Source organism: Enterobacter sp. PGRG2 (assembly GCF_030291195.1).
Lineage (GTDB): Bacteria > Pseudomonadota > Gammaproteobacteria > Enterobacterales > Enterobacteriaceae > Enterobacter_D.
Map to the genome: position 1 here is coordinate 2,603,433 of NZ_CP127837.1, position 14,134 is coordinate 2,617,566.

Here is a 14,134-nt window from a genome sequence, read left to right on the forward strand (position 1 = left end):
TTTTTATTGGCAAAAATCGCCGTCGCGAGTAAAATTAATCACCTGCCCGCTCATTCCTCCACCAGGTAGCCGTTCATGAGTAAACCGTTCAAACTGAATTCTGCGTTTAAACCTTCTGGCGATCAGCCAGAGGCCATCCGTCGCCTGAAAGAAGGTCTGGAAGACGGACTGGCGCATCAAACCTTGCTGGGGGTAACCGGTTCAGGGAAAACGTTCACCATCGCTAACGTGATCGCCGACCTTCAGCGTCCGACCATGGTGCTGGCACCTAACAAAACCCTGGCCGCGCAGCTCTATGGCGAGATGAAAGAGTTCTTCCCGGATAACGCCGTGGAATATTTCGTCTCCTACTACGATTACTACCAGCCGGAAGCCTATGTGCCGAGCTCTGACACCTTTATCGAAAAGGATTCGTCGGTAAACGAGCACATCGAACAGATGCGTCTGTCGGCGACCAAAGCGCTGCTGGAGCGTCGTGACGTGGTGGTGGTGGCTTCCGTATCGGCCATTTACGGTCTGGGCGATCCTGACCTGTATCTGAAAATGATGCTGCATCTGACCACCGGTATGATCATCGATCAGCGCGCTATCGTGCGCCGCCTGGCGGAGCTGCAGTACACCCGTAACGATCAGGCGTTCCAGCGCGGCACCTTCCGCGTGCGCGGCGAAGTGATCGATATTTTCCCGGCGGAATCCGACGATATGGCGCTGCGTGTCGAACTGTTCGACGAAGAGGTGGAGCGCCTGTCGCTGTTTGATCCGCTTACCGGGCATGTGGAATCGTCCATCCAGCGCTTTACCGTGTATCCGAAAACGCACTATGTAACGCCGCGCGAACGTATCGTGCAGGCGATGGAAGAGATCAAAGTCGATCTCGCCGACCGCCGCCAGACCCTGCTGGCGAATAACAAACTGCTGGAAGAGCAGCGCCTGACGCAGCGCACCCAGTTTGACCTCGAAATGATGAACGAGCTGGGTTACTGCTCCGGGGTGGAAAACTACTCCCGCTACCTTTCCGGTCGCGGGCCGGGGGAAGCGCCGCCGACGCTGTTTGACTATCTGCCTGCGGATGGCCTGCTGGTGGTGGACGAATCCCACGTCACCATCCCGCAGATCGGCGGCATGTACCGTGGCGACCGCGCGCGAAAAGAGACGCTGGTGGAATATGGCTTCCGTCTGCCGTCGGCGCTGGATAACCGCCCGATGAAATTTGAAGAGTTCGAAGCCCTGGCGCCGCAGACCATCTACGTGTCGGCGACGCCGGGTCCTTACGAGCTGGAAAAATCAGGGGAAGATATTGTCGACCAGGTGGTGCGTCCGACCGGCCTGCTGGATCCGATTATCGAAGTGCGCCCGGTGGCGACCCAGGTGGACGATCTGCTTTCCGAGATCCGCAAGCGCGTCGCCATCAACGAACGTGTGCTGGTCACCACGCTCACCAAACGTATGGCCGAGGATTTGACCGAGTACCTCGAAGAGCACGGCGAGAAGGTGCGTTATCTGCACTCAGATATCGATACCGTGGAGCGTATGGAGATCATCCGCGACCTGCGTCTTGGCGAATTTGACGTGCTGGTGGGCATTAACCTGTTGCGTGAGGGGCTGGATATGCCGGAGGTGTCGCTGGTGGCGATCCTCGATGCCGACAAAGAAGGCTTCCTGCGTTCTGAACGCTCGCTGATCCAGACCATCGGTCGCGCGGCGCGTAACGTTAACGGTAAAGCCATTCTCTACGGCGATCGCATCACCGCGTCGATGGCGAAAGCCATCAGCGAAACCGAACGTCGTCGCGAGAAACAGCACCAGTACAACGTCGAGCACGGTATTACGCCGCAGGGTCTGAACAAGAAAGTAGTGGATATTCTGGCGCTGGGCGAGAACATCGCGAAAACCAAAGCGAAAGGCCGCGGTAAGTCCCGCTCGCCGGTGGTGGAAGAGAGCCTGGAACGCCTGCTGACGCCAAAAGCGATGCAGCAGAAGATCCACGAACTGGAAGCGCAGATGATGCAGCACGCGCAAAATCTGGAGTTCGAAGAAGCCGCTGCCGTGCGCGACCAGCTGCACCAGCTGCGGGAATTGTTTATCGCGGCGTCCTGATCCCGGCCGCGCTATGCCGCTATGGTATAGCGCGGTTTGTTTATTGCGCCTCAGCATATGCCAGGCATATACTTCTCTGAATGCAGTTGTCCCTGCCCGGGAGGAGTAAAAGATGAGAACGGTATCGATATTCAAAAATGGCAATAACCGTGCAATACGTTTGCCCCGTGATCTGGATTTTGACGGCGTGAATGAACTGGAAATCATAAGGGAAGGCGACACCATCATCCTGCGACCGGTCAAACCCTCCTGGGGTTCATTTTCGCAGGAAGAAAAAGCCGACAAGGATTTCATGCAGGAGCGTGAAGATATCGTCAGCGACGAGGGACGTTTTAAATTATGAGCATGACCTACATGCTGGATACCAATATTTGCTCATTTATTATGCGTGAGCAGCCAGCGTCGGTATTAACACGGCTGGAGCAGGCTGTAATGCGCCGCAACCGTATTGTGGTATCCGCTATTACCTACGCAGAAATGCAGTTTGGCGCTATCGGTAAAAAAGCCCCACCGCGCCACGGGCAGCTGGTGCAGGCGTTCTGCGCCCGCCTCGATGCCATACTGCCCTGGGATCGCGCTGCCGTTGATGCCACCACCAGGATCAAGGTTGCGCTGGCGGCGGCGGGTACGCCTGTTGGTGCCAACGATGCCGCTATCGCCGGACATGCTATCGCCGCCAATGTTATTCTGGTGACTAATAATATACGTGAATTTGCGCGGATACCGGGTTTGATCCTTGAAGACTGGGCGGAATAATAATGCTACATAATATTATTTACCGCTCTTATTAATCCCATTAATTAACCCCAATCCCTATTTTTAATTGCTGTGATCTGAATAACGCTGATCTTTGCATAAATGCCTCCCTTCATTAATTGATGGCAAAATAAACAGGATCTTTTCTGCGCTTTTTTATTAAGCTGGTTTTTATTATCCCTCCCGTAAAAACCAGGAAAAGAGAATGGAATCGGTAAAATGTCTGTTAAGAGAAAATGAATATGCCATGGAAGATGTTCTTACCTGTTCAGGTATTAACGAGGAACATCATAAAAATTATGGCGCGGTCAGCCCACCGCTGGTGAAAACCAGTTTATTCGTGCAGCAGGATTATCAGCGCTATTGTGACGACATGCAGCACGAGGCGGAGCGTTATATTTATTCCCGCGGGCTGAATCCCACCACGGAACTGCTGGAAAATAAACTCGCCGCCCTTGAGCGGGGCGAAGCCTGCAAAGCCTTTGCCTCCGGTATGGGGGCGATTGCCGCCACGCTGTTCGCGCTGTTGCGCAGCGGGGATCACATTATCCTCGCTAATAACGTCTATGGTCCGACGCTGGCACTGGTTAAGCAAATGCAGGCGCGATTTAACATTGCCTTTGACGTGGTACTGAGCGGCGAAGCGGCAGACATCGCGGCAAAAATCCGCCCCGGCACGCGGATGATCTATACCGAATCCCCCGGCACCATGACCATGCGGGTGGTGGATCTGCGCGCCATCGCCCGGCTGGCAAAAGCGCACGGCATTACCACCGTTATTGACAACACCTGGGCCACGCCGCTGTTCCAGAAGCCGCTGACGCTCGGCTTCGATCTGACGCTGCACTCCTGCACCAAATACATTGGCGGCCACAGTGATTTAACCGCCGGGGCGGTGGTGGGCCGCCGCGAGCATATTGACGCGATCCGCGATTTTTCCCATCAGCTGCTCGGCGCGGTGCTGGCGCCGGACAGCGCCTGGCTGGTGATCCGCGGTCTGCGCACGCTGCCGCTGCGCATGAAGCAGCATCAGGAAAATACGCTGGCGGTGCTGGCCTGGCTGTCGGACTGCGAAGACGTGGAAAAACTCTGTCACCCGGCGGTGGCGGACACACGCAGCCGGGAATTAATTGCCGCGCAAATGTACGGACTCTCCGGTTTATTCAGCTTTGAATTACGTAACGGCAGCTTTCAGAAAGTAAAAACCTTTATTGATAGTTGTAAAATATTCAAACCCGGATGCAGCTGGGGCGGTTACGAAAGCCTGATTATTTCCCCTAATCGCGGTTATAACGAGGCAGATATTGCCCACGACGGTATGGCGGCAGGATTAATTCGTATTTCTGTCGGCCAGGAAAGTCCGCAATTATTGATCGCCGATTTGCATCGCGCTTTTAGCGCCATAAAAAACTGCTGAATATACAGGAAAGATGATGAACGCTAACAGGGAACCGGGCTTTACCGCTGCGATGCTGTTATTAGCGGTAGTCTTTATCGTATTTTTTACCGGCATCGGTATGTTAAATTATCCGGTGGAATTTATTCTTATTATCATCACTATTGTGTCCGGCTTTTTTGCCCGCTATTACGGGGCAGGCTGGCAGGAGATCATGCAGACCTTTATCGGCAAAATAAAAGATGCCGTGCCGGCAATGCTGATCCTGCTTACCATCGGCATGTTAATTGGCTGCTGGATGGTCAGCGGCACCATTCCGCTGATGGTGTTTTACGGCCTGGAAATTATTAATCCGGCCTATCTTTACCTGACGGCCTTTCTGGTGACGGTGTGCATCTCAACCTTTACCGGTACTTCATGGGGATCGGCGGGCACCATTGGCGTGGCGCTGGTGGCGGTGGCGGCCGCCATGAACGTCTCGTTGCCGGTGACCGCCGGGGCGGTGATCTCCGGCGCTTACTTTGGCGATAAGCTCTCGCCGCTGTCCGATACCACCAATATGGCGGCGCTGGCGGCCGGAGCGGAGTTGTACCAGAGCATCCGCCACATGATGTACACCTCGGCCCCGGCATTCCTGTTAGCCTGCCTCGGCTTCTGGATTGCCGGTTCGGATTTGCAGGCGACAGAGGCGCTGCAACTGGACACCATTCCGGTCATGAAAAATGCCCTTGAACAGCTGTTCTGGCTGAACCCACTGCTGATGGTCCCGGCGCTGCTGGTATTTGTCGGTGCCATGCGCAAATGGGACACCGTGATTGTGCTCGTCGCCTCGTCGTTTTTGGCGCTCGGTCTTGCCGCTTTTGCGCAGCCGTTCGCGCTGGCGGATCTGGTTAAGGCGACGATTAATGGCTTTCACACCAGCATGATCCCGGATTTCAGTTCGGTGCCGATGAACGAGGCGACCAGTAAAAATATCAACACGCTGCTTAACCGGGGCGGGATGTATTCGATGGTCAGCCCGATAGTGGTGATGCTGTGCGCGTTTCTGTTTGCCTCGGCGCTGGAGGTCTCCGGCGGACTGAACGTCATTTTGCAGCGGCTGGTGAAAAAACTGACCTCGGTAACCAGCACCGTGCTCGCCACTATGCTGACCAGTTCACTGCTGGTGGCCTGCACCGGCAATGCGGTGATCAGCTTTTTCCTCGTCAAAAACATGTACGATCCCTGCTTTAAAACCAAAAAGCTACATATGGTAAACATGTCCCGCGCCATGGAGTCCGGCGCGACGCTGCTGGAAGGGCTGTTCCCCTGGACCATTTCCGGGATGTTTATGGCGAAAACCCTTGGTGTGGCGACGCTGGAGTATGCGCCCTGGGTGCTGTTTAATCTGAGCTGCTTCGTGATGGCGGTACTGTACGCGGTGCTGGCGCGCTGGTCCGCATTCGGAACGCGTTACGAAACGGAGAATGAGAGGGGCATCACATCGTAACGCATTTATTCATGCGGCTTAATCTAACCTTAATCTTGCGCAGCGACACTGTCCTCAGCTTAATGAGGACAGTGCCATGCAAAAAATAACTTCCGTACAATTACTCGCCCTTGCTGCCACGCTGATGATCGTCGCCAGCTTCCTGCATACCTGGTTTACCGTCTGAGCGCCGCCTGAGCGCGGACATCCGGAAACCGTACCCCTGCACGCAGCCCAGGTCCGGGGTGGCGATTATGCAAAAATAACTCCCCGTCATGTAACTGGGCGATACGGCTGACGATACTCAGACCCAGCCCCATGCCGCCGTAACGGCTGTCCATACGCACAAAGGCTTTGCTGAGCTCGTGGCTGGAGGCTTCATCAATGCCGGGGCCTTCATCTTCAACGGCCAGTACAGGGGCGTCGTCATCGCTGACGGTGAGGGTAATGGTGGCCTGCTCCGGGCTGTAACGGTGCGCGTTTTCCACCAGATTTCTCAGCAGTACGCGCAGTTGTGGCGCATCGCCGCTCACCGCGATATCTTCGGCGTTTTCCGGCCACACCAGTTTCTGCTGGCGTGTACTCAGCATGGTGAGCAGTTCGTCCTGCAAGGGCTGCATCACATCGCGGATCAGCATCACCTGCTGATAGCTTCCCGCCGAGAACGACTGGGCCACCCGCGCCAGTTGCAGTAACTGCGAGACGTTTTCCGTCATCTGCTCAATACGTAAAATGAGATGGCTGACGTCAATAGCATGGCTTTTTGACAACAATTCCAGATGCAGCCGCAGACCGGCGAGGGGCGTGCGCAGCTCGTGGGCCACGTCCGCGGTGAACAGGCGCTCCCGATCGAGAGTCACCGTCAGGCGGGCCACCAGCTGGTTAATCGCCGTGGTCACCGCTTCCACCTCCGGCACGGGTTTCTCCAGCGCGATGGGTTGCAGATTGTCCGGCGTGCGGATCTCCAGTTCATGCTGCAAATCTTTCAATGGTCGGGTGATGCGTTTTATCGCCTGTAAGCAGAGCAGTAGCGCAAGGCCGATAATGATCAGGCTTGGGATCAACAGGCTGGCGACTGCTTCGTGCACTTCATGCGTGATATTGCTGTGATTGTTGGCTTTGTAGATCTCGCTTTCCACAATCAGCTGGATCTGTTCTTTGCTTTCATGCCACAGCCAGAACACGCTCACCAGCTGGCAGACCACCAGAATGGTGCCAATGGTCAGCAGCAAGCGACGCCGCAGCGTCCAGTGTCGGAAATTCATGCTTTACTGCTCTCCCGGCGTTTTTACCAGCAGATAGCCGAAGCCCCGCACTGTACGGATGCGATCTTTACCCACTTTGTCGCGCAGATTATGAATATGCACTTCCAGGGTGTTGGTGGCCGGTTCGTTATCCCAGCTGTAAATATCGTTGTATAGAATTTCCCGGTGCACCGCGTTGCCTGCTTTTAACATCAGGCGCGAAAGCAGGGCGTACTCTTTCGGCGTCAGCTCCAGCGGCCTGCCCGCCAGCTTCACCTGACGGTTATTCACATTCAGTTGCAGATCGCCCACCGTCAGTTCGCTGTCGCCCTGATTATGCTGACGGCGCAGCAGGGCGCGGATGCGGGCGTTAAGCTCCTCCAGCGCGAAGGGCTTCATCAGATAATCATCCGCGCCCGCATCCAGTCCCGATACGCGATCCTCAACGGTATCGCGCGCCGTGAGCACCAGCACCGGCAGGGCGCATTTTTCGCGCCGGAGTCGCTGCAAGAAATGCACGCCGTCTTCATCGGGCAGCCCCAGATCCAGCACGATCAGACTGTAATGCCCCATCGCCAGGCTCTGCGAGGCCTCCCGCGCCGTAGAGACGCCATCGCAGGCGTAACCTTCGGACTGCATCGCCAGCAGCAGGCCCTGCAATAACAGGGTATCGTCTTCCACCACTAAGATTTTCATCAGCCTTACCCCCTGCATGGCGCGAGAATATCATCTGCCGCATGATACTCGCTGGTTTGTACGCCCACTAACCCTAACATCGTTGAGAACAGATTATCCTGGGAAAACGCTTCCGTGCTGGCGCGTTTTTTCAGGCAGCTGTAATTCACGGCGTGACCTTTCTGATACTGGTCGGAAAGCCAGATCACCATCGGAATATGTTTTTGTGAATCCGGCGCGATGGAATACGGCAGACCATGCAAATAAACGCCATTTTCACCCAGGGATTCGCCGTGATCGGAAAGATACATCAGGCTGGTGGTGACGTTATCCGGCTGCGCCTGCAATAATTTAATCGCCTTATCGACAATATAATCCACGTACAGCACCGTATTATCATAGGTGTTAACCAGCTGCTCGCGGGAACAGGTCTGGATTTCATTGGTGTCGCAGGTTGGGGTGAATTTGCGGAACTGCGGCGGATAGCGGTTATAGTAGGTCGGCCCATGGCTGCCGATAGTATGTAATACGATCAGACCGTCACCGGGAAAACTGTCGATAGATTTTTGCAGATCGTGAAACAGAATGTCATCCTGGCATTCGCCCGCAATGCAATAATCCGCCAGATTCAGTTTCGTCATATCCTGATGCGGCACACGGTCGCAGGCGCCTTTACAGCCGCCGTCATTTTCATTCCACAACACCGAAATGCCTGCCCGCTGCACAATATCCAGTAAGCCTTCGCGATGACGGGCAAGCTGTTCGTCGTAATTTTTGCGCGGCATACCGGAAAACATGCAGGGCACCGAAATTGCCGTCGCCGTCCCGCAGGAGGTGGTTTTCGGGAAATAGACCACATTGTCTTTCGACAGCAGCGGATTGGTATCACGGGGATAACCTGACAGCGCGAAGTTATCCGCCCGCGAGGTTTCGCCGACGATCAGAATGGTGAGGTGTTTGGTCTGCGGCTTGTGCATCGCGGGGGTAAGTGTTGCGTCCTCGCCCAGCCGGACCAGCGGCAGATTATCCATACGGTGATGGACATCATAAGACAGGAGCGCGCTGATGCTGTTCGACGGGCCAAGGGATTTCACCAGCTCTTTATTATTGCGAAACAGCGAGGCGTAATCTTTATAAAAGCAGGCGGCTATAAGCAATATCATCGCCACAGACGCGAGAATATTCACACAGCGCATAGCGGCGCTATGTACACGCGTACGGCTGTTTTTGAATTTCACCACAAAGGCGAGGATCGCCATGGCAATACCGGAAAGGCCTATGGTCAAAATTAGCTGCGGCGTCATCAGGGCGAAGGATTCCGCTGGCGTGGTATCCAGCATATTGGCAATCATCGAGCGGTCAATAATGATGCCGTAGGTCCAGATGAAATACTGCGTGGCGGCGCTGAGCAAAATAAACACCGCGATCACCAGCCGATCCAGCCACAGAAAAGAAGCCAGCGTTGCGATGATATTAATCACGCTGAACGCCACCAGCGGCATCGACAGAAACACCGCCAGATTGTAAGCCGAGTTAACGGGTAACAGAGCCCAGGCCTGACGGTAATAAATGAGGTTGAGGAAAACAGCAATATAAACAGAAAACAGCAGCAAAAAAGTCAGGCGACTCATTGCAGGGCGGCGAAGCGGAATACGGCGCATAGTGAAGATCCTGTGAGAATATACCAGGCATGTTCACAGACAAGGGTTAAGCCAACCTTAAGAACTTAAGAAAGCGCTGAGTAAAGTGTTTCCCCTCGTAACAGGCGAGGGGAAAGCTGTCAGCCAAGGCTTTGCACCGCACGCTCCAGCGCCGCGCGCAGCAGGCGGCGGTCATGGCGGTAGGGCACGTCGCTGGCTTCCAGCACGTCCTGGATCACGATGCGGTCTGTCACCGACGAAACGTCCACCGTCGGGCCAACCACCACCGCGTCAATAATGCGTTTGCCGACGTACTGCTCCATCAGCGCCAGCTTGTCGTTCAGGCTGAGGCTGGCGGCGGCGACGCTGAGTTCTTTGCCAAGATTACCGATATAAACCACCGGAGCCGGGGTGCGGCGCAGCGCCTGCGCCAGATTGTCGAGCAGCAGCAGCGGCAGCAGGCTGGTGTAAAAACTCCCCGGCCCGATTAAAATCAAATCCGCTTCGGCAATGGCCTGCACCGCCTCGCGGGTGGCCTGGGCGCTGGGGAACAGCATCAGCTCCTGCACCGGCTGCGTCAGCTGATCGATATTCACTTCGCCATATACCGCATGGCCTTCGCTGTCGAGCGCCATCAGATCCAGCGGCTGCTCTGACATGGGGATCAGAAAGGCATCCACCTTCAGCAAATTGCGGATCAGATTGATCGCTTCAAGCGGCCGGACGCTGAGGTGATCCAGCGCTTTGAGCATCAGGTTGCCAAGATTATGTCCGGCCAGCTCGCCGTTACCGCTAAAGCGGTATTCGAACATCGCCGAGGCGACGCTTGGCTCGGTGATCAGCTGGTTGAGGCAGTTACGCATGTCGCCCCAGGCGATGCCGCCTTCAGAGCGACGAATGCGTCCGGTCGAGCCGCCATTATCGGTGGTGGTCACGATGCCGGTTAAACGGGAGCCGAGCGAGGAGAGGGAAGACATCACCCGTCCCAGCCCGTGCCCGCCGCCAAGGGCGACAACCCTGTCGAGATCCGCAAGAGTGCGATTGCGCATAGCCAGTCCTTTTGTCGAAAAAATCACGTTACGTTACCCGAAATACCCCTTTATGACGATGTCACGTCGGGGGGAAGATGACACATATCAATGCAAGGCCGGGATTATCGCGTAGTCTGTAATGAAAATGCACGATTATGTCGCTATGTAGTTAATTATATAGCGCTATGCAAGGATGGCGGAACAGGTCGTATCGCGATATTATCGCCTGAGCTTGCTAACTAAACACACTCTAGCCTCTGTGCCTACGTCTTAATGATACGGTGCTTTGGCCGTGGCAAACTGCCACCAGGGTGCAGGAAGAAATGACTGCACCTCCCGAATCTGGAAAGGTGTACATGGCCTCACAACTTACCGATGCATTCGCGCGTAAGTTTTATTACCTGCGTTTGTCGATTACCGACGTGTGCAATTTTCGTTGCACCTATTGTCTGCCCGATGGCTACAAGCCGGGTGGCGTGACGAACAAAAGCTTTCTCAGCCTCGACGAAATTCGTCGCGTCACCCGTACCTTTGCCGCGCTCGGCACGGAAAAAGTGCGTCTGACCGGCGGGGAACCCTCGTTGCGCCGCGATTTCACCGACATTATCGCCGCGGTACGCGAAAACGCCGCTATCCGCCAGATTGCGGTGACCACCAACGGTTATCGTATGGCGCGCGACGTGCAGAGCTGGCGCGATGCCGGGCTGACGGCGATTAACGTCAGCGTCGACAGCCTTGATACCCGCCAGTTTCACGCCATTACCGGCCAGGATAAATTCCGCCAGGTGATGGACGGTATCGACGCCGCCTTTACCGCGGGCTTTGAGAAAGTCAAAGTGAATACCGTGCTGATGCGCAATGTTAACCATCATCAGCTGGATACCTTCCTGGCGTGGATCCAGTCGCGTCCCATCCAGCTGCGCTTTATCGAACTAATGGAAACCGGCGAGGGCAGCGAGCTGTTCCGCAAACATCATCTCTCCGGCATGGTGCTGCGCGATGAACTGCTGCGCCGTGGCTGGATCCAGAAGCTCCGCCAGCGCAGCGACGGCCCGGCGCAGGTGTTCTGCCACCCGGACTATGAAGGCGAAATCGGCCTCATCATGCCGTATGAGAAAGACTTCTGCGCCACCTGCAACCGTCTGCGCGTCTCGTCCGTCGGCAAGCTGCACCTGTGCCTGTTTGGCGACGGCGGCGTCAGCCTGCGCGATCTGCTTGCCGATGACAGCCAGCAGGCGGCGCTGGAGGCGCGAATTTCAGAGGCGCTGACGCATAAAAAACAGACCCATTTCCTGCATCAGGGCAATACCGGTATTACGCAAAATCTGTCGTACATCGGCGGGTAACACCGAATAAGGAGATCCTTTATGAGTCAGGTCAGTGCAGATTTTATCCCGACCCGTATCGCCATTTTAACCGTCACCAGCCGTCGCACCGAAGAGGACGATACTTCCGGCCACTATCTGCGCGACGCCGCGCAGGAAGCCGGGCATCACATCGTCGATAAAGCGATCGTTAAAGAGAACCGCTACGCCATTCGCGCGCAGGTTTCCGCGTGGATCGCCTCGGACGATGTGCAGGTGGTATTAATTACCGGCGGCACCGGATTCACCGCCGGCGATCAGGCCCCGGAAGCGCTGCTGCCGCTGTTTGACCGCGAAGTGGAAGGTTTCGGGGAAGTGTTCCGTATGCTGTCGTTCGAAGAGATCGGCACCTCGACGCTGCAATCCCGCGCCATTGCGGGCATCGCCAATAACACGCTGATTTTTGCCATGCCCGGCTCGACGAAAGCCTGCCGCACCGCCTGGGAAAATATCATCGCCCCGCAGCTCGACGCGCGCACCCGTCCGTGCAATTTTCACCCTCATTTAAAGAAATAAACCATGTCTCAGTTGACCCACATTAACGCCGCAGGCGAAGCGCATATGGTGGATGTGTCCGGCAAGGCTGAAACCGTGCGTGAAGCGCGCGCCGAAGCCTTTGTCACCATGCGCCCGGAAACGTTACAGATGATCATTGACGGCAGTCACCACAAAGGCGATGTGTTTGCCACCGCGCGCATTGCGGGCATTCAGGCCGCCAAGCGCACCTGGGATCTGATCCCGCTGTGCCATCCGCTGATGCTCAGCAAAGTGGAAGTGAATCTTAGCGCCGAACCCGAACATCACCGTGTGCGCATTGAGTCCCTCTGCCGGCTGACCGGAAAAACCGGCGTCGAAATGGAAGCGCTGACCGCCGCCTCCGTGGCGGCGCTGACTATTTACGACATGTGCAAAGCCGTACAGAAGGACATGGTCATTGGCCCGCTGCGCCTGCTGGCGAAAAGCGGCGGCAAATCCGGCGATTTCAGGGTGGATAGCGATGATTAAGGTGCTGTTTTTTGCGCAGGTGCGCGAACTGGTGGCCTGCGACGGGCTGGATGTTAATGCCGAATATGCAAGCGTAGAACAGCTGCGCGCGGCGCTGGCGGCGAAAAGCGATCGCTGGGCGCTGGCGCTGGAGTCCGGCAAGCTGCTGGCGGCGGTCAATCAGACGCTGGTGGATTTTAACCACCCGCTGCGCGATGGCGACGAAGTGGCCTTCTTCCCGCCGGTAACCGGAGGTTAAGCTGATGGAAAATACCCGTATCCGCGTCGGCCATGAAAATTTCAGCGTCGGCGACGAATATCAGTGGCTGGCCGCCTGCGATGAAGACGGGGCGGTGGTCACCTTTACCGGCAAAGTGCGTAATCATAATCTGGGCGACAGCGTCAGCGCGCTGACCCTTGAACACTATCCCGGTATGACCGAGAAAGCGCTGGCTGAGATCGTCAGCGACGCCCGCGCGCGCTGGCCGCTGCAACGGGTATCCGTTATTCACCGCATCGGGGAATTATGGCCGGGCGATGAAATCGTGTTTGTCGGCGTCACCGGCGCGCACCGCAGTTCCGCCTTTGAAGCCGCGCAGTTTATTATGGATTATCTGAAAACCCGCGCGCCGTTCTGGAAGCGTGAAGCCACGCCGGAAGGCAGCCGCTGGGTGGACGCGCGTGACAGCGATAAGCAGGCCGCCGAACGCTGGTGACCCGCTTTCGCAGGGATGTGTTAACCTTATAGTCTCTTCACTTAATCAGGAGTTAATCATGGACAGATACCCAGGAAGCGGTTCGATTGTCGAGGCGCGCAGCGGGCTGCAAACCTATATGGCGCAGGTGTATGGCTGGATGACCTGCGGTCTGCTGTTGACCGCCTTTATTGCCTGGTATTCTGCGAATACCCCGGCGGTAATGATGTTCGTCTTCTCCAGCAAAATTACCTTTTTCGGACTGGTGATTGCGCAGCTGGCGCTGGTGTTCGTGCTTTCCGGCATGGTGCATCGCCTGAGCGCGGGTATGGCCACCACGCTGTTTATGCTCTATTCCGCGCTCACAGGGCTGACGATTTCCAGTATTTTTATCGTCTACACCTACTCGTCCATCGCCAGCACCTTCGTAGTGGCAGGCGGGATGTTTGGCGCGATGAGCCTCTACGGTTACACCACTAAGCGTGATTTGAGCGGCTTCGGCAACATGCTGTTTATGGCGCTGATCGGTATCGTGCTGGCTTCGCTGGTTAACTTCTGGCTGAAAAGCGAAGCGCTGATGTGGGCGGTGACTTATATCGGGGTGATTGTGTTTGTGGGGCTGACGGCCTATGACACGCAGAAGTTGAAAAACATCGGCGAGAATATCGATACGCGTGACAGCACTAACCTGCGTCGTTATTCGATCCTCGGCGCGCTGACGCTGTATCTGGACTTTATTAACCTGTTCCTGATGCTGCTGCGGATTTTCGGTAACCGCCGCTGA

General features: G+C 55.9%; 15 protein-coding genes and 1 riboswitch. Of the genes, 11 read left to right on the top strand and 4 right to left on the bottom strand.

Annotated features, from left to right (window positions below; genetic code table 11):
- Positions 1 to 75 precede the first annotated feature (75 nt).
- The 5 genes from uvrB to nhaC all read left to right on the top strand — a co-directional run bounded on the left by uvrB (position 76) and on the right by nhaC (position 5,738).
- Complete coding sequence (gene uvrB / locus QRD42_RS11485; RefSeq protein WP_072567886.1) at positions 76 to 2,097, top strand: excinuclease ABC subunit UvrB; 2,022 nt, start codon at positions 76 to 78, stop codon at positions 2,095 to 2,097.
- A 112-nt stretch (positions 2,098 to 2,209) separates the two neighbouring features.
- On the top strand, positions 2,210 to 2,440 hold the full coding sequence (gene vapB, locus QRD42_RS11490) for a type II toxin-antitoxin system VapB family antitoxin (RefSeq protein ID WP_072567887.1): 231 nt from the start codon (positions 2,210 to 2,212) through the stop codon (positions 2,438 to 2,440).
- Entirely contained in the window at positions 2,437 to 2,853 is a 417-nt protein-coding gene (locus tag QRD42_RS11495) for a type II toxin-antitoxin system VapC family toxin (protein WP_321987153.1), read from the top strand. The genes vapB and QRD42_RS11495 overlap by 4 nt, the downstream gene beginning before the upstream one ends.
- A 205-nt stretch (positions 2,854 to 3,058) precedes the next feature.
- Positions 3,059 to 4,270, top strand: a complete 1,212-nt coding sequence (locus QRD42_RS11500; RefSeq protein WP_321987154.1) for a trans-sulfuration enzyme family protein — start codon at positions 3,059 to 3,061, stop codon at positions 4,268 to 4,270.
- Between the two features lie 13 nt (positions 4,271 to 4,283).
- Positions 4,284 to 5,738 carry a Na+/H+ antiporter NhaC gene (gene nhaC, locus QRD42_RS11505; protein WP_321987155.1) on the top strand — a complete coding sequence of 485 codons (1,455 nt, stop codon included), beginning with the start codon at positions 4,284 to 4,286 and terminating at the stop codon, positions 5,736 to 5,738.
- Positions 5,739 to 5,893: 155 nt separating this feature from the next.
- Here the strand turns inward: nhaC and pmrB are convergent, their stop codons facing one another.
- From pmrB to yvcK, 4 genes are all read right to left on the bottom strand, one after another.
- Entirely contained in the window at positions 5,894 to 6,982 is a 1,089-nt protein-coding gene (pmrB, locus tag QRD42_RS11510; protein WP_321987156.1) for a two-component system sensor histidine kinase PmrB, read from the bottom strand.
- Positions 6,983 to 6,985: 3 nt separating this feature from the next.
- Entirely contained in the window at positions 6,986 to 7,657 is a 672-nt protein-coding gene (gene pmrA, locus QRD42_RS11515; protein ID WP_072569420.1) for a two-component system response regulator PmrA, read from the bottom strand.
- Between the two features lie 5 nt (positions 7,658 to 7,662).
- Positions 7,663 to 9,297 (bottom strand): phosphoethanolamine transferase EptA, encoded by a 1,635-nt coding sequence (gene eptA / locus QRD42_RS11520; protein ID WP_321987157.1) that lies wholly within the window; start codon positions 9,295 to 9,297, stop codon positions 7,663 to 7,665.
- 119 nt (positions 9,298 to 9,416) lie between these two features.
- Positions 9,417 to 10,325, bottom strand: a complete 909-nt coding sequence (yvcK, locus tag QRD42_RS11525; protein WP_318373414.1) for a uridine diphosphate-N-acetylglucosamine-binding protein YvcK — start codon at positions 10,323 to 10,325, stop codon at positions 9,417 to 9,419.
- Positions 10,326 to 10,541: 216 nt separating this feature from the next.
- Positions 10,542 to 10,676, top strand: a riboswitch (molybdenum cofactor riboswitch).
- Here yvcK and moaA point away from each other — a divergent pair.
- The 6 genes from moaA to QRD42_RS11555 all read left to right on the top strand — a co-directional run bounded on the left by moaA (position 10,664) and on the right by QRD42_RS11555 (position 14,134).
- On the top strand, positions 10,664 to 11,653 hold the full coding sequence (moaA, locus tag QRD42_RS11530; RefSeq protein WP_321987158.1) for a GTP 3',8-cyclase MoaA: 990 nt from the start codon (positions 10,664 to 10,666) through the stop codon (positions 11,651 to 11,653). (Overlaps the previous riboswitch by 13 nt.)
- 21 nt (positions 11,654 to 11,674) lie before the next feature.
- Positions 11,675 to 12,187, top strand: coding sequence for a molybdenum cofactor biosynthesis protein B (gene moaB, locus QRD42_RS11535; protein WP_321987159.1), 513 nt, complete (start codon positions 11,675 to 11,677; stop codon positions 12,185 to 12,187).
- 3 nt (positions 12,188 to 12,190) lie between these two features.
- Positions 12,191 to 12,676 carry a cyclic pyranopterin monophosphate synthase MoaC gene (moaC, locus tag QRD42_RS11540; protein WP_321987160.1) on the top strand — a complete coding sequence of 162 codons (486 nt, stop codon included), beginning with the start codon at positions 12,191 to 12,193 and terminating at the stop codon, positions 12,674 to 12,676.
- Positions 12,669 to 12,914 (top strand): molybdopterin synthase sulfur carrier subunit, encoded by a 246-nt coding sequence (moaD, locus tag QRD42_RS11545; protein WP_318376176.1) that lies wholly within the window; start codon positions 12,669 to 12,671, stop codon positions 12,912 to 12,914. The genes moaC and moaD overlap by 8 nt, the downstream gene beginning before the upstream one ends.
- Positions 12,915 to 12,918: 4 nt before the next feature.
- Positions 12,919 to 13,371 carry a molybdopterin synthase catalytic subunit MoaE gene (gene moaE, locus QRD42_RS11550; RefSeq protein ID WP_072567896.1) on the top strand — a complete coding sequence of 151 codons (453 nt, stop codon included), beginning with the start codon at positions 12,919 to 12,921 and terminating at the stop codon, positions 13,369 to 13,371.
- 58 nt (positions 13,372 to 13,429) lie between these two features.
- Positions 13,430 to 14,134 (top strand): Bax inhibitor-1 family protein, encoded by a 705-nt coding sequence (locus QRD42_RS11555; RefSeq protein ID WP_072567897.1) that lies wholly within the window; start codon positions 13,430 to 13,432, stop codon positions 14,132 to 14,134.